Below are 18,695 nucleotides of genomic sequence, written 5' to 3'. Positions count from 1 at the left end.
CGATGAGTTCCCACTCTTTATCGGTTAAGCTGCTGGTGTACGGCATTGACTCGAAGACGGCATTTCTGTTTAATCTTAGCTTGTCATCCGAGATCCCAAATGGATTCTATAGAGATCGCTTATCCGCAAAGTGTCAAAATTTCTTCATTCTGGCGGTGACATTAAAGCCAAGGCACCAGGGAAAAATTCCTTTTTATTAACCAGTATAGATACTTCCCAACAGCTATTTGTGCAATTTTCGACTTGCTCCCTTATCAGATGTAACAGCATAGCTGCTAATATTATTAATAATGCCATTTTTACTTTTTGATTCGAGTTATTCAACAATCGTTAATGAGTCGTGGATAGCCCGATTTAGCAGCAATTCTTTAAGTGTAAATAGTTCTTGCATAAATATTGATTTGTGAGATTCTAGCCCTTCAGATCCCCGACTTATTTAAGAAGTCGGGGATCTCGCCTTCAGGAACCATTTAGGGATGTTATATTAGGTTGTTATTATTATATTTGGTAGCGATCGCTCATCCGGTAGGACGTGCCAAGGGTAGCACCAAAGGTACTCCGAGCTTACCCCCTAAAGGGCATCTAACTTCTACAATAAAGAAGCAATAAGAAAAGCCCTATTTCTTCCTGTGAAGCAAGCCTCAATCAATTCCGCTCCTAACTTTCAGCCTTACCAGATTGTTTGTTTAGAATATGAAAATTCTCGCCTGTACGCTGAAGTTATTCAAGTTGTGACTTCACGACAGGTTTGCTGGGTGCGTCCTTTAATGCTTGCTGTATTACCAGACAACGATGCCAACCCATTACCAGTGCTGTACAATTTGCGTCAAGGTGCAGATTTAGTATGGCCTGTAAGTTTGTTTCGACCAGCGCTTGATACAGAGGTGATTCCTCTGTTAACCCAGATGGATGCTCCAAATGGGCCCATAACCGACGCAACTGAAGCTCATCGGCAACTTACTTGTTTTGTCCGCCAGGTTTGGCAAGTGTACAAAAGTGAGTTTCAGGCTTCCTAGCGAATGTCTGCGTCTTTCATTTGTTGAATCGCTTCGCGCATCCGTTCATTTGCTAGTTTCAAGGCAATTCAGAAGAAGCTTCCCAACATCGTAGCCTTTACAGCGGGTACAATGATGCCGCATTTTTCTAGGACAGGGAGATAAATTCTTTCCAGGTATTGCGGATTACTTTTTTCGAGCTTATGAAATACACAACTTCGGTGTTTGAATTTAAGTCTTTGACACCAAAACAGTATTTCATCCATGCAGCAGCCGATAAGCGGTAATCTTTTGTTCGCTGGTCTGGTAGAAAATTATGAGTCAATGGATTGTCAATTATTTCGTGCATCGCCTAGACAATACCTGCTGGCGTTGGACGGTTAGGAGTGCTGACTGCCATGTTGATTATGTCCAGCCCTAAGCCGACTATTTCATCCTGCTTGCTGTTAATCTCAGCAAATATATAGGGCAAAATATTCTTTAGGTGTTTAGCAAACGGCATGGAAGTTTAGCAACTGAAAAAATGGCGTTACAATGAACCATCAGACAGTTTACCGCCAAGTGGGACAAAAAAGGCGATCGCCCAAATATGAGTATTTTGCCTTTTTAGCAACTTGCCACAAGTTGAATGCGACCTGCATCCATCTCTGACATAAGTAATTCCAGCGCCTCATAATCTACATCAGAGATGTAGCCTAGCCTGGTCAGTTCATAGTTTATTTCACTCTCTATATCTGGAGTCAATTTCTTAATATGGAGAGCTTTTTCTACCAGTTGACGAATAACGAATCTAGTTCTCATAAAAACCTATAGAACTCCGCATATAAAAATTATCAATTATATATCTAGTTGAGAGAGTGATCTAATACTGGATAGTAAAGTGATCCAAATCACTGATTTTTTAAATTTGAGATTACTTTTAGTTTTTTTACAATTTTATTTATCTTATCTGTTTCAGATTTAACATAAAAATTATGGCTTCCTAAGGTAAGCGATCTTGTCTAGCCTTGGGTTTGAACCCTAGCTTGGCTTCGCTAATTGCAGAAATAAAGAATAATTTAAAAGCTAGTGCATCTACCATAGGTTTGATTTAAGGAGGGGGAATAAGTTAAGAAGATATATGCCTAAATGCAACTAATAGATTAATTAAATTATGTCCGTAGTATTTGACACTGAAAGTTAAAGCTTATTGAAAACTTTAAAAAATAGGGGTCAACTAATGAAGATTTGGCAAAATACCTAGTAAGGAGTAGGCAATTCAAGAATTTAGAGTATATCGTCAAAGCTATCAGACAATTTTTTGATTATTAGCTCAAGCAGGATATACGCTATGCAAAGTACACTGGTCCGCCCAAACATTACGGTTGTTTGCCCCCAAGGTCACGTAAATGCTTCCAACGCGGTAGAGCTTCAAGGTGAACTGACAGCGGCGGTTTCCTCTGAACAGTCCATAGTGTTAGTTGATATGGCTGGAGTGGATCTTTTGGATAGTGCTGGACTCATGGCGTTAGTATCCGCTCACCGTCTAGCTCATAAATTAAATCGGCAGTTTGGACTCTGCTCGGTTTCGCCCTCGATTCGGATGATTTTTGAGCTGGCTCAACTTGACGGTGTATTTGAAATTTTTGAAAATCAGTCAGCATTTGAAGCAGCTCAAAAAGTCTAGGGACTAGGAAATATCGAATTTTGCCCGCTGAGCGTAACTACTTCAAACTAGAAGCTAAACTGCTGACTGCGAATTGGTGCTAGGGTTGAATCTGAGGCACTGGAAGCAGGGGAGAGTTTTGCTGTGGCGATCGCAATCGAAAAGTTACTTACGCCAGACATACAGAAACCTGCTCGTTATCTGGGGAACGAGTTAGGAGCGGTACACAAACCTTGGGACGCAGCGGCGGTGCGCTGGGTTCTGACTTACCCAGAAATTTATGAGGTGGGTGCATCTAACCTTGGGCATATCATTCTCTACAATATTTTGAATGCTCAGCTAGGGCAACTGTGCGATCGCGCCTATTTACCGGCCCCTGACTTAGCCGCGAAGCTACGAGAAACACAAACGCCCCTGTTTGCTGTTGAGTCACGGCGCAGTCTCACAGACTTTGATATTTTAGGCTTTAGCCTCAGCTACGAACTCGGAGCCACCAACATCCTTGAAATGCTGGATTTGGCGGGAATCCCTCTGACGTGGCGCGAGAGACTGGAGAGTGGGGACAAGGCTCCCAATCCCAACTCCTCTTACCCGCTAATTTTCGCAGGGGGACAAACTGCAACATCGAATCCCGAACCCTACGCAGACTTTTTCGACTTTATTGCCCTGGGAGATGGCGAGGAACTGTTGCCAGAAATAGGCTGGGTAGTAGAACTCGGCAAAAAAGCTGGATTGAGTAGAGAAGACTTGCTGCTCTCTTTGGCACAAGTCCCCGGCGTTTACGTGCCTCAATTTTATGACATGGCACCCCCCTCAATCCCCCCGCAACAGGGGGAAGATAAGGAGCAACTTTTTATCAGTGGCTCAGTTTATCCCAACCGCCCAGACGTGCCAAAGCGGGTTATGCGGCGGGTTGCTGCACCCATGCCAGCTTATTCTATCGGCTTAGTTCCCTTCGTGGAGACAGTACACGATCGCTTGACGATAGAAATACGGCGCGGATGTACTCGCGGTTGCCGTTTTTGTCAACCAGGAATGCTGACTCGTCCGGCGCGGGATGTGGAACCAGAGCAAGTTGTCGAAGCAATTGAGCGGGGAATGCGGGAAACTGGGTATAACGAGTTTTCCCTATTGTCTCTCTCTTGTTCCGATTATCTGTCTCTGCCAGCTGTGGGGATGGAAGTCAAAAATCGCCTCAAAGATGAGAATATTTCCCTATCTTTGCCGAGTCAGCGGGTAGACAGGTTTGATGAAAATATTGCCAATATCATCGGCGGTACACGACAAAGTGGGCTGACTTTTGCACCCGAAGCTGGAACCCAGCGGATGCGGGATATTATCAACAAAGGGTTGACTAATGCCGAACTGCTGCGGGGTGTGAAAACAGCGTTCGAGCAGGGCTGGGATAAGATTAAGCTCTACTTTATGATCGGGTTGCCTGGGGAGACGGATGTTGATGTGCTGGGCATTGCCGAGACTGTACGCTGGCTAAAGCAAGAGTGTCGCGCCGAGGGCAGAAGGTGGCTGAATTTTAACCTGACAATCTCTAATTTTACGCCCAAGCCGCACACCCCTTTTCAGTGGCACTCAGTATCAACAACTGAGTTTAAACGAAAGCAGAAACTTCTACGCGAGGAGTTTCGCGGGATGAGGGGGGTGAAGGTAAACTTCACAGATGTTCGACTTTCAGCGATGGAAGATTTTATCGGACGGGGTGACAGGCGTTTAGGCGAGGTGTTGCGTCGCGCCTGGGAATTGGGCGCGGGGATGGATTCCTGGTTCGATAATGTGGAACGGGCTTTTGCTGCTTGGGGAGAAGCGATCGCGCAATCTAATCTAACCTGGAAATATCGCCTAGTGGAAACTGGGGACTGGGGACTAGGAACTGGAAACTGGGGAGAAGAAACTCCCAATTCCCAGTCGTCTATGCCTAATGCCCAATTAATAGATGCGCCTCTCCCTTGGGATCATATAGATACGGGAATTGATAAAAATTGGCTCAAAGATGATCTCAAACGGGCGCTAGAAGCGGCGACGGTTCCAGATTGCTCTTTTGAAGGTTGTTCTCATTGTGGCGTTTGCGGTATTGACTTTGGTCACAATATTGTGGTAAAGCCATTGCCAATTCCAGAATTTGCCGGACACTTCACGCCAAATCAAGACCGGGTGCAGCGTTTGCGAGTCTGGTTTGGGAAGCTGGGCGATATGGCGCTGGTGAGTCATTTGGATTTAGTGCGCCTATTTGACCGGGCGGTGCGACGGGCGGCTTTACCGATTTCTTTCACTGGTGGGTTTCATCCTAGTCCTCGAATTTCTCCTGCTAGTGCGCTGACTCTAGGTGCAACTAGCAGTGGCGAGATTGTGGATTTTGAGTTGAAAGAAAGGCTGGATGAGGAATCTTTCCGCCAGAGGTTAGCGGCACAGTTACCTTCAGATATTCCGATTTATCGGGTGGAAGATGTTGATCTCAAGGGGACTGCTGCAACTGCGCTGCTAGAGAAGGCGGAGTATTTGATTACGGTGGCGACTGAGGGTGAAACTCAGTGGCTAGATTGGGTGGAGGCGATTAAGGCTAGTGACGAGATTTTGGTAGAGCAAACTACGAAGTCTGGGAAGATTAAACAGGTGAATTTGCGCGATCGCTTGTTTGAGTTGGAGGTTAAGGAATCGCAGAAGCATGGAGGGTACAGAGAGGAGGAAGGAGTTGTTTTGCGTTATGTGGGTAGTTATTGCAATGATGGAACTATCTTAAGACCTGAACATCTTGTTTCTATGTTGGAACAAGTAGCAGGGCGGGAGTTTCAACTTTTGCACAGTCATCGGTGTCAGTTGATTTTGAAGTAGGCTTTTTCAAAATACTCGCCTCGCATGACGGGTACGGAATCGTACAGGTTTAATGTTAGGGAGTGCTGTACGTCGGCTTCAAATCCTGACTCTCGCAGTTCCCGCGCACTTCCACACTCCCAAAGCGTCTCCTCCAAATGCTTTTGAATATACCTGAAAGAACCCTCACACACACGGGCTTCAGGTGATTTTTCATATTCTAGATAAGACAAGATTGCGCCTGCACCCACGTAGTCCTCGATTGCTACGCGCAGTTGCCCTTCTGAGGAAGGTATTGACCACTGTTCTCCGCAGGCAATGACTGTCACAGATAGATTAGTTGTACTCATAACCTGTGACACGGCTGTAGCTACGGCTGCTGCGTTTACTAATGCTCCAGTGAAAAGGTAAGAAACCTGACCAGACAAGCGGCTGCACGTTGCTCCGTTGGGAGAAGCTAGCACGATTCGTGTTCCTGACTCTAGGCCCAGGTAAGTCAGAGGCGATAGCGAAAAGCGCCCTTTGTCAGGTACGTCTCTCCGATTCACAGATGCTTCACCACTAATGCGCTGTGCAAAGGCTGCTACATCTTCAGTTTTTGAACAGGGATAGACAATGCCGCCATGATGCACTGCACACGCTACCGCTGTCGAGAAGCTGAGGGTATCCACAATGACGATAATATCTCCTCTCTCTGCCGCCTGACGAGCGCCTCTCTGTCCCCAATCCAGTTTGCAACGGTACGGATGCTGGGAAAATATTGGAGTGTTCATAGTTTTCTTTCAGCCAGCCTTATGGTGATGCAGAGCATTCCGTCTCTCGTTCCCAAACTGAGTTTGGGAACGAGAATTTCTCAATCCAAAATCATTGGAGTTTCCAAAACTCCGACCTCAGCAAATTCCAAAATCGGATTACGCCCAGTGAACTTGCGATCGCTCTTGCACTACCGTCTGATAAACTTCCTCTGTCTGTTTGGCTATCTTTGTCCAACTGAACCGCCGTTCTAAATCTTTGTAGGCGTTATCCACTAGCCACTGTGCGTAAGCTGGGTTTTTTAGCACCTCTAAGATTCCCCAAGCCAGAGAATCAGGGTTATTTGTCTGAGTCACAACTCCAGTTTTGGTGTGTTGCACCACTTCTGGTAAACCACCCGTGTCTGATACTACAACTGAAACGCGAGCGGCAAAGCTTTCTAAGGCAACAATGCCAAAGGGTTCGTAAAGGCTGGGAAATACGGCACAGTCGGCAACGGTTTGAAATTTATCTAAATCAGCATCAGACATAAAACCTGTGAAATAGCACTTGTCCCAAATGCCTAAATTCCAAGCTTGCTGTTTGAGAGGGTCGGTGTTACCGCCGCCAATAATCACAATTTTGACGTTACCCCCCATTTCCCAAATTACCTTGGGGGCAGCATTCAGCAGCACAGAAACGCCCTTCTCGTAGGACATTCGCCCGACGTAATAGACAATTTTTTCCCTGTCTTCAGCAAAGCGACGGCGGAAGTTCCAAGCATCAAATTCATGCGCCCTGCGTTTCTTCTCCGGTCGGATGCCGTTGTAAATTACATCAATTTTGTCCCAAGGACTTTCTAAAGCGCGTTCTACTTCTTGCCGCATATAGTTGGTACAGACAATTATCCGCCATGCGTTATAGGCGAGAAGCTTTTCTTTGCCACTAATATATCGGTGGTCGTCGTTGTAGATGCCGTTGTAACGTCCAAATTCTGTGGCGTGGACGGTGGCAACTAGGGGAACTTTAAAGTTGTGCTTGAGCGCGATCGCGGCATCTCCTACCAACCAATCATGCGCGTGGATCAAATCAAACGGCCCTTCTTCCATCATCAATTTACCACCGTGAATCCCCATGCTTTGGTTTAGATTCACAACCCAGTGGAAGAAGTCGTGACCGCAACCGACTGGCACCCGATGTACGTGTACACCATCCACCAGCTCATACAGCGGCGCATGACCAAACTCTACCGTCAGCAAGTGGACTTCATGCCCCAGCTTGGCAATCTCTGGATATAACTCTCCTACATGGCGGGCAATCCCTCCCACAATGCGCGGCGGAAACTCCCAAGTTAGTACCAAAATCTTCATAACTCCCGTCTTCCTAATAAATTTACAAATTGCTATAGATTGACATATTTCTCAAAGTTATAGTCTTATACCTGAATTAGTGTAAGATGTAAAAAATTTTAATAATTTTTTAACATTTAGCAAGGATTGACAGCAAAGTTGCTGCGATCGCCGCTCTAAGTTGAGTAACGATCAAAAAATAGGTTAAATGCAGGAAATTACCAAACTTTCCCTAATCCTCAGCCCTGAAAGAAAGAAAAAGGGAAACGTAAATTAATATTGTCACGCGATCGCCATCTAGGGCTTCCGTGCGAATGCGGATCATGGGTGGATGGGAGGAACATCTAAGTGCGATCGCCTACAGCTTATGCCGCTTCTTACCCGGCTTGTGGCAGAGATTTTCCTGAGCAACAGTCCAGATAGTTTTCCCAGTCTATCTGGACAATTGGTTTAAAACTTACTTCGGCGGAACCTGTTGGCGAAAGGCTTGCCAAGATGCGATCGCTTGTTCTACCGACGCAGCACCTTTTTGCATCAAAATCACCCCATCTTTGAAGCCAATAATCCCATACTGCCCACTACTAGACAATTGATCAATAAAAGGAATGCCATTTTGCAGGAGTTCGCGTTCCTCCCGAAAAGCGGTTTGATATTGCTGCATCTGCCACAAATCAGCAATAATGTAGTCCACATTCACAACCTCACGCGCATCGTTGCGTAGCTGCAAGTTAGGAAAGCGGATAATTTCACGGCGACCGGAAAGATGGGGAATGAGATAGGTACTTGCAGTAACACTAGCACCTGGCGGAATTTGAGCCAGCAACGGACGCACTTGGCTGACGTGTTCCCACTGTCGCGGAAGTGGAACATAAACTAAAGGCTGAATGGAATCTGGAATCAGGAAATAAAGAGTCCGATTCGGGTTAGATGTAAAGGTAAAAAATAGAGAAAGGCTTAGGCAAATTATCCAAAAGCGGCGAAAAGATTTGGGAATTGGGGATTGGGAATTGGACATCCCCTCTGCCCCTCTGTTCTGCTTTCTTCCCCACCAGAGAATCGTCCCGTAAAATAGTCCAGGTACAACTGTCATGGCGTAGCGAATGCTGATGGCGAGGACAGACATACCTTTACCCAACAGCAGCTTTAAGAGGGGAAATCCAGCTATCATCCAAGAAGCGGGCGCGATCGCTGGTACAAAAGCTAAAGGCAACCATTGGCCTAACAAATACTTAATCGTGCGGTCTAAGGGTGAAAATAACTCTACTATTAGCCGCATCGGATTGCTAACCATTCCCCAGATAATTTCCAGAGTGGAAGCTTCATCGCCATCTGCGTACTGACCAAATCGTTCCATCATAAACCGCTGGGAAATATCTTCGGAAAATAGCGGCATGATCAGATTGGTGAGGACAATCATGTAACCAAAGCTGAGAGTACAGACAGCAAGACCGATGCGCGGATAGCGTTTGCTGAGGATCATGTAAAAGCCGACACCAAACAAACTCACTCCGCTATCTTCCCGCACCGCCAAAATCAAAACAGCCAGCACCCAGAACAGCCACCACCAGCGTTTTTCCATTGCCAGCAGCAGGCTAAACATAAACAGGGGAATCTGGCAAATGTCGTGGAAGTTGGATAAAGTAGGGCCGAGGACAGCGTTAGCGCAGTAAAAGCTGACGGTAATCATCGCTGAGAGCGGTGGTTCCAAATACTGTCGCGCCAAGACGTACAGAACCAAACCAGCGGCAGTTACCAGAGTGACTTGTAAAACGGTGAGAGTTGCTGGGTACGGGAATAAAGCATACAGCGGTAGCCAGAGCAAGAGGGCGGGGGTGAAGTGTTGCCCTAAGCGGTGGTAAAAAACCTCTGGTACTTCGCTATTGTGGACGACGTTAGTGGAAAGTTGGGAAGAAAGGGTACTTTGAAAGAAACGACCGTGAAGGTTGTTCCAGAAGACTTGATTAAAGATGCCCTGGTCGTAGGAGGAATAGAAGGTGTAGTGTCGGTGCAGGGTGAGAATCAGGGTAAACAAAAAGAACGCGATCGCTGCGCCCATCACCATCCGCAACACTGACTGCTTCTGTAATCTTAACAACATCACTTACAATCGTTTATAAATGTTAAATAGATATTAAATTGAAAGCGGATCTTGGATTCTGTTCAACTGTCAGTTAGTCTCACTCACAGTCAAAGCGTCCCCGGTTGGTGCCAGTGCTGAAACCAGATTACATACAGGCAGCTCCTGAAAAACCTACGTCTTCTGAAGCGTCACTACAGCTAGTGCTGTTCGTTGATGAGCGTCCTAGTTCGCGCAAACAGATTCAACAAATACACAGTTATTTAGCTCAGCTCAAGGCACAGTATGCCTTTGAAATTCAGGTGATCGAGGTGGGGGAACAGCCTTATTTGGCTGAACACTTTAAACTTATAGCGACTCCTGCTCTGATTAAAATCCATCCAGAACCCCGACAGACTCTTGCTGGTAGTGATTTAGTAACTCAGTTGAAGAATTGGTGGCCCCGATGGCAACTTTGTGTTGAGGAATATCAACAGAATTTACCACTCCCAACTGAGGCACCGACAACACAGACATCAAAATCAGCAATTAGTTCCGTTGCCTATTCCGCAGAACTTATTCAACTGTCTGACGAAATTTTTCGGCTCAAGAAAGAAAAAGAAGAACTGCTGGCTCAGCTAAAGTTCAAAGACCGGGTGGTTGCTATGTTGGCTCACGACCTGCGTAGTCCTCTGACAGCTGCCTCTCTGGCGGTGGAAACTATAGAAATAACCCAAAACTGGAGCAATGGTGGCGGCGCTCCCAGGTTGACCCCAGCGCAGATGGAGCAGTTAAGCAAACAGGCTCGTTCCCAACTCCGCGCTATGGACAGGATGATTACAGATATTCTGCAAGCTTCTAGGGGGACGAGCGCTGAATTACATATTAAACCTCTGAAGTTAGACTTGGGGGCGCTGTGCCATGAGGTTCTCAACTCCTTGAAAAATCGGTGTCAGGCAAAATCTCAATCCTTAAAAACTGATATTCCCAACGATCTCCCCTATGTTTATGCAGATGAAGAACGGGTGCGTCAGGTGATCGTAAACCTGCTGGACAATGCGATTAAGTACACTCCAGAAGGCGGCAAAATCCAGGTTTCAATGCTTCACCGCACTACACAGAAAATTCAAGTGAGTGTTGACGACACTGGCCCTGGCATCCCTGTAGAGAATCAAGACCGGATCTTTGAGGATCGCTATCGGCTGGAGCGAGATGAAGCAAAAGATGGATATGGGATTGGTCTTGGGTTGTGTCAGCGCATTATCCGGGCGCATTATGGGCGAATTTGGGTAGATTCGGCTTCTGATAAAGGCAGCAGTTTCCACTTCACCCTGCCAGTTTATCGGTAGAGTTCTGACCTCGTTCCCAGGCTGAGCCTGGAAACGAGCGATGAGTGAAGAATTGTTAATTTTTCCGCAGGGCGTTGATAATCTGGATATTAGCGGCGGGAAAGGGATACTGATCAAGTTGATCGAGTGTCACCCAGCGCACTTCTTCGGATTCGATAGGTTGGGGAATACCTGTAAGGTGTTGGCAGTGATGGACGTTGAGGGTGATGCTAAATTGGCTATAGATGTAGTCGATAACGATCAAGCGATCGCCTACTTCTATTTCAATTCCCAACTCTTCTTTGATTTCTCTTTTTATACATTCCACAACGGTTTCTCCAGGCTCGATTTTGCCGCCGGGGAATTCCCAAAGGCCGCCCATTAAACCGCCTGGGCGTCTTCGATCTATTAAAATTTGTCTTTGCTCGTTCCAGATAACAGCAACGCCAATTGACTTATGAGGAAGAAGCGCGGAAGTTTGGCTCATAAGAGAATCACTTTTCCTCCAAAATAGCAGAACTCGGCAGACTTACTTTCTCGTCTGCCGAGTCGCTATATCGGACGCTGTACCTTTATTTAGCCTGTACCTTGATTTACCGTAGCGTCCTGGCTGCAATCATCACCCAGCCAAGACGCTTGTTCTACAGGTATTTAAGAAAACTCGCACATCGCCTGGCGCTTAATTACTCAGCTTCAAAAGAGTTGGCTTCAGTGGCAGCTTGTAAGGATTTCTCAAACGTCATTCGCTGTTCGGCGTTACGCAGAAAATAGCCGCTAATCATTGCCGAAGCCAGCAAACGCCCCAGATTTTCACGATTGGTAGTGACTGTAACACCAAAGTGTTCTGGTGGTAGATTCCCCAACAGTCCCACGATGTTGCGTTCCATTACCTGAAACACTTCCTGAGAAGAGGGTTTGGAAAGTTGGGTAATCGTTTCTGGATTCATGGATTGGACGTATTGCCAAAGCAAGTTGCCGCCTTCTGAATCGTTTTCAAAGAATTCTGAGACTCGATTTGACGGGTTGTTCACCTTGTTCCTCCGTTCTTTAAGAGCGGCAGCTGCTCCCAGTTCTTTGCACCAGGATAGATTGCTGCTCATCTGTTGGTTGTACTGGTTGACCCGGAAACTCGCTCCGAGATTTATTTACCTTTATGTAAACAAATGTAGCAAGTTCATTAGCTGGGTACAGTGAGTAGAACCGAACTGAAAACGGCGGATTGTATCACCAGTTTCTGATTTGCTAATGGCTAATGGTAATAAACAATTAGCCATCCTTCTACTAGCTTGCAATATATTCCCGCATATCAGCTTTGCGCTTGCGGAGTTTGGAGAGGGCTTCTCGTTCAATCTGTCGCACTCGTTCCCGACTGATATTTAGGAGATCGCCTATTTTTGCTAACGTTAAGGCTTGCCCATCCGCCAAACCAAAGCGCAATGCCAATACTTGGCGCTGCTGAGGGGTCAAATCTGCCATCAGTTTTTCCAAGTCAACTTGGAGAGATGATTGGGTGGCGAAGTCTTCTGGGGTAGGGCCATCGTCTTCCAATAACTCTACGAGTTCTGTATCCTGGTTATCGCCGACGCGCAGATCCAAGGAAAGCGGCTGACGCGCCCTTTCTAGGTACTCTCTGACTTGCTTGGGGGTTAGTTCTAGTTCGGCGGCAAGTTCGGCGGCTGTGGCGGCTCGTCCTAGATTCTGAGCTAGTTGGCGTTGGGCTTTTTTGATTTTGTTCAGCTTTTCGGTGATATGAATCGGGAGGCGAATTGTCCGTCCTTTTTCTGCGATCGCTCTGGTAATTGCCTGCCGAATCCACCAGTAGGCGTAGGTGGAAAATCTATAACCTTTGGTAGGATCAAATTTCTCGACCCCGCGCTGCATTCCCATTGTGCCTTCTTGGATTAAGTCCAATAGGTCAACGTTGCGCTTGATGTATTTTTTGGCAACCGACACTACTAGCCGCAAGTTAGCCTCCACCATCTTGCGTTTGGCTATCTCTCCTAGTGCGATCGCTTGCTGTAATTCTTTCTCTGACAACCCACTTGCATTTGCCCACTCTGCCTCAGTTGGCTCATGTCCTAACTGAGTTAAAAGTGTATTTTTCAGTTCTATTAAGACGGTTGAGCGCTGTACTTGTTTCCCAAAAAGGATTTCCTGCTCGTGCGTTAGCAGGGGAACGCGCCCAATTTCTCGTAGGTAAGCACGGACGGTATCTGTGGAGGTCTGAGCGGTTTTCATAGTGCTTAGTCTTTAATCAGAGCGATCGCTTGTTAATTATTGTAACATTCCTTAAAGCTGCTTTGTCTATCCCCAGAGGGGGTTTCCTAGCTTTACTTGCTTTCGGTATAGCTCTTTAAGAGGATACCCACGAACAGCCTAGACAATTGCATTTTGGAAAACAAAATGAGAAAAACTTTGCTGATGCTTGCTATAACGTCCGAAATTCGGGCAGTCAGGCGAAGAAACAAAGGCAGTAAGGTCTGAGAGTAGAAGGCAATACGGGCTATTGAACCGCTAAATTTCGCAAAAATAAAAAACTTAAACTTAAATTAAGAATTTGGGGATGCCAATGAGAAGATGGGGTAGCGATCGGTTCTATCATGAAAAGAGTCAAAACGCCTGACGACTAAAGGCTGCCGGGAGTAGGCTACGTTTTTCGAGCATCAAGGCTTGAGCCTGTGGGAGTGAGTATATTTGAACGCAACAGAATGCGCCCTTAGCAACAGAGCCTGTGGGAATATATAAAAAAACGCATGACTCAAACTATCTGGATTGCAAGACACGCCAACCGTCTCGACTTCGTGAACCCCGACTGGTTCTTAACCGCCGAACGTCCCTACGATCCACCACTCTCTTCTGATGGCTTGGTGCAAGCAAAACAACTGGCGCAACGCCTGAAAGGAGAAAGCATTGCCCACATTTTTGCCTCCCCTTTTTTGCGAACAGTGCAAACTGCTAACGAAGTGGCATCCGTCCTCGATTTACCTATAAAACTAGAGTCTGGCTTAAGCGAATGGCTGAATCCTCACTGGATGCCAGCGATGCCAGAAAGATTATCTTTGTTAACATTGCACGAGCAATTTCCCCGAATTGACCTGAGTTACACCTCTCGCGTTATTGCCAAGTATCCTGAAACCGGGGAAGAATCGCTGGAACGTTCCGGAGAAACAACAAGACAACTAGCAGCATTTTCAGAAGATATTCTGCTGGTGGGTCACGGAGCATCCGTCCTGGGTGCGACAATCGGGTTAGTAGGTGGCACGCCCGAAAGCACCCAAGTCAACGCTGCTTTGTGTTGTTTGGTTAAGCTGGTGCGTGATGGTGAAAAATGGGTGATGGAACTCAACGGGGATACCTCCCACTTGAGTCAAAGCGAAAAAGTCATCCGGTTTCACTAGAGTTATGACCTTACTTTTGGCAGGCGATATCGGCGGTACCAAAACCATTCTGCGCTTAGTTAATGCGGCTGATGCTGAGGGATCATTGCAAACCCTCTACGAAGCGATTTACCCTAGCCGCAACTATCCCGACTTGGTGCCGATAGTGCAGCAGTTTCTCAAAGCTGCTACGGAGAGAATTCCCTCAGTTTCCCCGCCGTTGACGCAGGAAATGAAAGGGGGAGTGCTGGTGCCGCAAAAGGCTTGTTTTGCGATCGCAGGACCTGTGGTCAACAATACCTCTACACTCACCAATTTAACTTGGTCACTGGATGCCAAACGTCTAGAGCAGCAACTGGGAATAAAATCAATCATTTTAATCAACGATTTTGCCGCCGTTGGCTATGGTGTCTTGGGTCTAGCGGAGTCTGACTTGTATACCTTGCAAACTGGCAAACATCAGCCAGAGGCTCCCATTGCGGTAATTGGTGCTGGTACAGGCTTAGGACAAGGATTTTTGCTCCGAACCGCAGCCATCTATCAAGTGTTTCCCTCCGAAGGCGGACACGCTGACTTTGCTCCCCGCTCGGAATTAGAATTTGGGCTGTTAAAATACTTGCTTGATAAGCACAATATACAGCGAATTTCTGTAGAAAGGGTAGTTTCTGGGCAAGGAATTGTGGCGATTTACCAATTCTTGAGAGACAGACAAATTGGTACTGAAATGCCAGAAATTGGACAAACGGTCAGAACTTGGGAACAAGAAGCAGGTAGAAGTGAGAAAACTGTAGATCCAGCGGCTGTCATTGCCAAAGCTGCCTTAGAAAAAAGCGATCGCCTCTCAGAACAAACCCTACAATTATTTGTAGAAGCTTATGGTGCCGAAGCAGGTAATCTTGCTATCAAACTATTACCTTATGGCGGTCTTTACGTTGCTGGTGGCATCGCTGCTAAAATTCTCCCACTGATAAAAGAGGGAAGTTTTCTTCATTCTTTCACCCACAAAGGCCGCGTCAGTCCTTTACTAGAAAGGGTGCCAGTACATATAGTTTTAAATCCGCAAGTCGGACTCATCGGTGCTGCTATTTGCGCCTCCAGATTGTAGCCAATACTTCTCGGATAGGTAAACTTCTCACAGCCCTCAATTTATCGGATTGGGGGATAAAATGCGCTGTATCACAACGTTAACCGCGAAGTATTGTATCGTAGTTACGCAAAGGATTTTCCTTTGCGTAACGAGTGCGCGAACCTCTGCCGTACTTAAAGCGTTAAAAAATCAAATTTAGTCGCTGCTGGGAAGCATTGAGTGCTTCTTGAGGCGAACTTTTACCTAATAATACCCCCTCAAGCGCCCTGCCTAAATTTTCCGAGATTCGGTTATAGCCAGGAAAAATAGGACGCGATCGCGCATCTTTTGCTTGTTCCAAAAACACCTTCAGCGCTGGCGACTTGGCAATAAATTCCTGATATTCGGCACTTTGCCGCGATTTGAGATTTACTGGTAAATAACCTGTTCCCAGCGCCCACTGAGTTTGAAATTCTTCGCTGATAACGTACTGGGCAAACGTCCAAGCAGCGCGTTCTCGTTCCGGAGTGGTTTTGAGGATAAATAGATTTTCTCCTCCCATCGCCGTCGCCTGTTGCGTCTGTGCCGGAATTGGGAAAACGCCATAATCTACACCAGTTGCGTTCAATTGTCCCAGCGTCCAAGGGCCAGTAAGTTGCATCGCCACCTTACCAGTAAGAAAATTATCTAACTCATAACCGCGTTCTGGCAAAGACAAAACCGCTGATTTATCATCTATGAGATGCCGCCAGAATTGCAAGGCAGCGATCGCGCCCTCATTAACAAGATTCACACTCGCCCTATCATTCCCAATCGTAAAGTCGCCGCCGCCACTCCACATAAACGGCAACCACAGAAATACCGCAAATTCCCCTTTCCCCAAAGGCAAAAGCATCCCGTGTTGGTCAATGCGGTTATCCCCATCGCGATCGCTAGTTAAAGTTCGTGCAACTTGTCGCAACTCCTCCCAAGTTTTCGGCAACTGAGTTATCCCCGCCGCCTGAAACAGACTCGGACGGTAAAAAACTCCCACATTATTCGTCCCAAACGGCACCGACCAAGTATGACCCGCGTACTGCATCGATTCAAACAAAGCTGGGTCAATTTCATCGCGTAGCGGTGACGCATTTAACCAATCTTCCAAAGGACGAATAGCATCCAACTCCACCAGCTGACCCGTCAGCATCGGCGAAAACCACAACATATCCGGAGGCGCATTTCCCACCACCGCCGCCAAAATCTTCGGCAACTGCTGATCCGCCTGACCCACATAAAGCGATTCCACCTGAATATCCGGATGCTGCCGATTAAACTTATCCACCAACGACTGCAACACATCCCGATTCGGCGGCGGATTCACCCCTTGCCACAACGTTAACTTAACTACACCGACCTGTTGCTGCACTTGACATCCCGTCAAAGATAGCAAACAGACACCCAACAGTAACCACCGCAGCAAAATGCGGCCCAATAGATCCAATCCCAGCGACATAATATAAAAAATTATTTAATACAAACAGATAGAATTAATCTTAACATTTATAAAGCTCAACATAATGAAATAATAATTGGAAAATTAATTATTTATATTAATTTAAAAGTTACTATAATAAACCTAAACTTTTATTTGTTCTTAACTAGAACATCCAAGTTAGTCCAAATAAAAGACGTAAATCCACCACCTCTTCCTTGTATACAACACCTCTACTCAAATAGATTGTCATAAAACTGCTAGACACTTACATCACCTAAAAATTTGATATAGCAGAGTAGGATTAATGTTGGATAGGTAAGCCTCAACCTAACCTACAAGCTACAAGCTATTTTTGAATAAGCGTGTTAATGATTTGAGTGTATGGCAGGACATAGTAAGTGGGCAAATATTAAGCGTCAGAAGGCGAGAGTAGATGCGGTGAAAGGTAAGACTTTCACGCAACTGTCTCGCGCTATTATTGTGGCAGCTCGGAGCGGTATCCCAGATCCAGCAGGCAATTTTCAGCTGCGGACGGCGATTGATAAGGCAAAGGCGGCGGGAATTCCGAATGATAATATTGATCGAGCGATCGCAAAGGGTGCTGGTACTTGGGAAGGTGGCGCTCAACTAGAAACAATCCGTTACGAAGGCTATGGTTCCGGCGGTGTGGCGATTTTGGTCGAAGCGCTTACAGATAATCGCAATCGTACCGCAGCTGACTTGAGAGCAGCTTTTAGTAAAAATGGTGGCAATCTCGGTGAAACTGGTTGCGTATCGTGGATGTTTGAGCAAAAAGGCGTTTGCACGGTAGTAGGTGCAGTTGAGGAAGAGGAGTTGCTGGAAGCGTCTTTAGAAGGCGGTGCTGAGTCTTATGAGCTGATTGAGGATGAGGATAATGAAGGTGCTGAGGTATTTACCTCTGTGGAAAATTTGGAAAGCCTTGAACGCACCTTGAAGGAAAAAGGCTTTAAAGTTGGTGGGGTGGAACTGCGCTGGATTCCCAACAATACGATGGAAGTAGCCGAGCCAGAAATTGCGCGATTGCTCTTAAAATTAATCGACACCCTGGAAAACTTGGATGATGTCCAAAATGTCACCGCTAACTTTGAAATGGCGGATGAGCTGATGTCTCTGAGTCTAGTTTGTTAACTATATCTTTTTGTAGGGCAGGCATCTTGCCTGCCTGACACGATGTGACTAATTTTACACTGGTGAATGGATTATAGGCGATATGAGATATCTACATCCGTCGCAAGTAGCGATCGCTATATCTGTCTTCAGCGTGGTTAATCCTTAGCTCTGAGCTTATTAAATCTTAATATTGAGGCGAAACGAAAGTTCCTCAATATTTCATAGACGGACGATTTTACTAAGCATTCGGAGATTAAAATGACATTTGCAACCGATGAAACTACCAGAAAATCCTTAGAAACCTTTCAGCGTTTCGATGCGGATACTCAGCTTGGTATCTTGTGGTTTGGCTACCTCGACATCAAAGATCAACTGACACCAGCCAATGCCACTTCTGCTCAAGCAGAAGCCGAAACTATATATCATCACATCCTGGCGCTGCCCAAGGAGCAACAGCTACAGGTGCAACGCGATATCATTTCCAAAGCCGATACCGATCTCAGCCGTGCATATGGATCTATGAGTTCCAGTTCTCAGCTGGATATTTGGCTGCGTCTAGCACAAGGTATGGATAAAGGCGAAATCATCCAAGTGCCTTCTGACTATCAACTGCCAGAAGAAACCAATGAGTTTGTATCTCAGATCAAGCAACTCGGCTTTGAGGAGCGGATCAACTTCATGCGGAGTGCAGTGATTGAGATGGGCGCTAAGTAAGTAGC

At 46.3% G+C, this 18,695-nt stretch carries 18 protein-coding genes; 9 read left to right on the top strand and 9 right to left on the bottom strand.

Going from position 1 to position 18,695, the window contains the following annotated elements; genetic code table 11:
• Positions 1-200: hypothetical protein (locus H6F66_RS28035; RefSeq protein WP_206755352.1), on the top strand; the 200-nt coding region annotated here is incomplete at its 5' end.
• Between the two features lie 429 nt (positions 201-629).
• Positions 630-1,016, top strand: coding sequence for a hypothetical protein (locus H6F66_RS18315; protein WP_190423917.1), 387 nt, complete (start codon positions 630-632; stop codon positions 1,014-1,016).
• A gap of 331 nt (positions 1,017-1,347) precedes the next feature.
• On the opposite strand, the gene H6F66_RS18310 is transcribed toward H6F66_RS18315, so the two are convergent.
• Both H6F66_RS18310 and H6F66_RS18305 read right to left on the bottom strand, forming a co-directional pair.
• Positions 1,348-1,497, bottom strand: a complete 150-nt coding sequence (locus H6F66_RS18310) for a hypothetical protein (protein WP_190423915.1) — start codon at positions 1,495-1,497, stop codon at positions 1,348-1,350.
• 104 nt (positions 1,498-1,601) lie between these two features.
• Positions 1,602-1,796, bottom strand: a complete 195-nt coding sequence (locus H6F66_RS18305) for a hypothetical protein (protein ID WP_190423913.1) — start codon at positions 1,794-1,796, stop codon at positions 1,602-1,604.
• A 529-nt stretch (positions 1,797-2,325) separates the two neighbouring features.
• Here H6F66_RS18305 and H6F66_RS18300 point away from each other — a divergent pair.
• Together H6F66_RS18300 and H6F66_RS18295 are read left to right on the top strand one after the other, a co-directional pair.
• Positions 2,326-2,661, top strand: coding sequence for an STAS domain-containing protein (locus tag H6F66_RS18300; protein WP_190423911.1), 336 nt, complete (start codon positions 2,326-2,328; stop codon positions 2,659-2,661).
• Positions 2,662-2,784: 123 nt separating this feature from the next.
• Positions 2,785-5,484 carry a TIGR03960 family B12-binding radical SAM protein gene (locus H6F66_RS18295; protein ID WP_190423910.1) on the top strand — a complete coding sequence of 900 codons (2,700 nt, stop codon included), beginning with the start codon at positions 2,785-2,787 and terminating at the stop codon, positions 5,482-5,484.
• On the opposite strand, the gene H6F66_RS18290 is transcribed toward H6F66_RS18295, so the two are convergent.
• The 3 genes from H6F66_RS18290 to H6F66_RS18280 form a co-directional block, all read right to left on the bottom strand.
• Complete coding sequence (locus H6F66_RS18290) at positions 5,466-6,236, bottom strand: 2-phosphosulfolactate phosphatase (protein WP_190423908.1); 771 nt, start codon at positions 6,234-6,236, stop codon at positions 5,466-5,468. The two genes, H6F66_RS18295 and H6F66_RS18290, sit on opposite strands and share 19 nt — an antisense overlap.
• A 138-nt stretch (positions 6,237-6,374) precedes the next feature.
• Positions 6,375-7,565: a glycosyltransferase family 4 protein gene (locus tag H6F66_RS18285; protein ID WP_190423905.1), complete on the bottom strand. Its 1,191-nt coding sequence runs from the start codon at positions 7,563-7,565 to the stop codon at positions 6,375-6,377.
• Positions 7,566-8,001: 436 nt separating this feature from the next.
• The gene (locus H6F66_RS18280) at positions 8,002-9,642 is read right to left on the bottom strand and encodes a DUF2079 domain-containing protein (protein ID WP_190423904.1); all 1,641 of its coding nucleotides are present in this window, start codon (positions 9,640-9,642) and stop codon (positions 8,002-8,004) included.
• 131 nt (positions 9,643-9,773) lie between these two features.
• Here H6F66_RS18280 and H6F66_RS18275 point away from each other — a divergent pair, with 131 nt between their 5' ends.
• Positions 9,774-10,949, top strand: coding sequence for a histidine kinase (locus H6F66_RS18275; RefSeq protein ID WP_190423931.1), 1,176 nt, complete (start codon positions 9,774-9,776; stop codon positions 10,947-10,949).
• Positions 10,950-11,004: 55 nt separating this feature from the next.
• On the opposite strand, the gene mutT is transcribed toward H6F66_RS18275, so the two are convergent.
• The 3 genes from mutT to H6F66_RS18260 all read right to left on the bottom strand — a co-directional run bounded on the left by mutT (position 11,005) and on the right by H6F66_RS18260 (position 13,166).
• On the bottom strand, positions 11,005-11,415 hold the full coding sequence (mutT, locus tag H6F66_RS18270) for an 8-oxo-dGTP diphosphatase MutT (RefSeq protein ID WP_190423901.1): 411 nt from the start codon (positions 11,413-11,415) through the stop codon (positions 11,005-11,007).
• A gap of 196 nt (positions 11,416-11,611) precedes the next feature.
• Positions 11,612-11,959, bottom strand: a complete 348-nt coding sequence (locus H6F66_RS18265) for a DUF760 domain-containing protein (RefSeq protein WP_190423928.1) — start codon at positions 11,957-11,959, stop codon at positions 11,612-11,614.
• Between the two features lie 250 nt (positions 11,960-12,209).
• Positions 12,210-13,166: an RNA polymerase sigma factor, RpoD/SigA family gene (locus H6F66_RS18260; protein WP_190423900.1), complete on the bottom strand. Its 957-nt coding sequence runs from the start codon at positions 13,164-13,166 to the stop codon at positions 12,210-12,212.
• A gap of 515 nt (positions 13,167-13,681) precedes the next feature.
• On the opposite strand from H6F66_RS18260, the gene H6F66_RS18255 reads away from it, so the two are divergent.
• Both H6F66_RS18255 and H6F66_RS18250 read left to right on the top strand, forming a co-directional pair.
• Entirely contained in the window at positions 13,682-14,326 is a 645-nt protein-coding gene (locus tag H6F66_RS18255) for a histidine phosphatase family protein (protein ID WP_190423898.1), read from the top strand.
• 4 nt (positions 14,327-14,330) lie between these two features.
• Entirely contained in the window at positions 14,331-15,410 is a 1,080-nt protein-coding gene (locus H6F66_RS18250; protein ID WP_190423896.1) for a glucokinase, read from the top strand.
• Positions 15,411-15,573: 163 nt separating this feature from the next.
• Here H6F66_RS18250 and H6F66_RS18245 read toward each other — a convergent pair whose 3' ends face one another.
• Positions 15,574-16,863 carry an ABC transporter substrate-binding protein gene (locus tag H6F66_RS18245; protein WP_190423894.1) on the bottom strand — a complete coding sequence of 430 codons (1,290 nt, stop codon included), beginning with the start codon at positions 16,861-16,863 and terminating at the stop codon, positions 15,574-15,576.
• Positions 16,864-17,226: 363 nt separating this feature from the next.
• Here H6F66_RS18245 and H6F66_RS18240 point away from each other — a divergent pair, with 363 nt between their 5' ends.
• Positions 17,227-17,994, top strand: coding sequence for a YebC/PmpR family DNA-binding transcriptional regulator (locus H6F66_RS18240; protein ID WP_190423892.1), 768 nt, complete (start codon positions 17,227-17,229; stop codon positions 17,992-17,994).
• Between the two features lie 240 nt (positions 17,995-18,234).
• Positions 18,235-18,690 (top strand): orange carotenoid protein N-terminal domain-containing protein, encoded by a 456-nt coding sequence (locus H6F66_RS18235; RefSeq protein WP_190423890.1) that lies wholly within the window; start codon positions 18,235-18,237, stop codon positions 18,688-18,690.
• Positions 18,691-18,695 lie beyond the last annotated feature (5 nt).

It is taken from the genome of Trichocoleus sp. FACHB-6 (assembly GCF_014695815.1).
In the GTDB taxonomy this organism is placed as follows: domain Bacteria; phylum Cyanobacteriota; class Cyanobacteriia; order Cyanobacteriales; family FACHB-T130; genus Funiculus; species Funiculus sociatus.
Note: the sequence above shows the minus strand (reverse complement) of the source record. Positions and strands in the feature narration are given on the sequence as shown.

Excerpts from the sequence above, each read along its gene's own strand:
- H6F66_RS18250 (WP_190423896.1), top strand. The coding sequence starts at position 14,331 with ATGACCTTACTTTTGGCAGGCGATATCGGCGGTACCAAAACCATTCTG.
- H6F66_RS18310 (WP_190423915.1), bottom strand. The coding sequence starts at position 1,497 with ATGCCGTTTGCTAAACACCTAAAGAATATTTTGCCCTATATATTTGCT.
- H6F66_RS18290 (WP_190423908.1), bottom strand. The coding sequence starts at position 6,236 with ATGAACACTCCAATATTTTCCCAGCATCCGTACCGTTGCAAACTGGAT.
- H6F66_RS18300 (WP_190423911.1), top strand. The coding sequence starts at position 2,326 with ATGCAAAGTACACTGGTCCGCCCAAACATTACGGTTGTTTGCCCCCAA.
- H6F66_RS18285 (WP_190423905.1), bottom strand. The coding sequence starts at position 7,565 with ATGAAGATTTTGGTACTAACTTGGGAGTTTCCGCCGCGCATTGTGGGA.
- H6F66_RS18240 (WP_190423892.1), top strand. The coding sequence starts at position 17,227 with ATGGCAGGACATAGTAAGTGGGCAAATATTAAGCGTCAGAAGGCGAGA.
- H6F66_RS18235 (WP_190423890.1), top strand. The coding sequence starts at position 18,235 with ATGACATTTGCAACCGATGAAACTACCAGAAAATCCTTAGAAACCTTT.
- H6F66_RS18245 (WP_190423894.1), bottom strand. The coding sequence starts at position 16,863 with ATGTCGCTGGGATTGGATCTATTGGGCCGCATTTTGCTGCGGTGGTTA.
- H6F66_RS18305 (WP_190423913.1), bottom strand. The coding sequence starts at position 1,796 with ATGAGAACTAGATTCGTTATTCGTCAACTGGTAGAAAAAGCTCTCCAT.
- H6F66_RS18255 (WP_190423898.1), top strand. The coding sequence starts at position 13,682 with ATGACTCAAACTATCTGGATTGCAAGACACGCCAACCGTCTCGACTTC.
- H6F66_RS18260 (WP_190423900.1), bottom strand. The coding sequence starts at position 13,166 with ATGAAAACCGCTCAGACCTCCACAGATACCGTCCGTGCTTACCTACGA.
- H6F66_RS18280 (WP_190423904.1), bottom strand. The coding sequence starts at position 9,642 with ATGTTGTTAAGATTACAGAAGCAGTCAGTGTTGCGGATGGTGATGGGC.
- mutT (WP_190423901.1), bottom strand. The coding sequence starts at position 11,415 with ATGAGCCAAACTTCCGCGCTTCTTCCTCATAAGTCAATTGGCGTTGCT.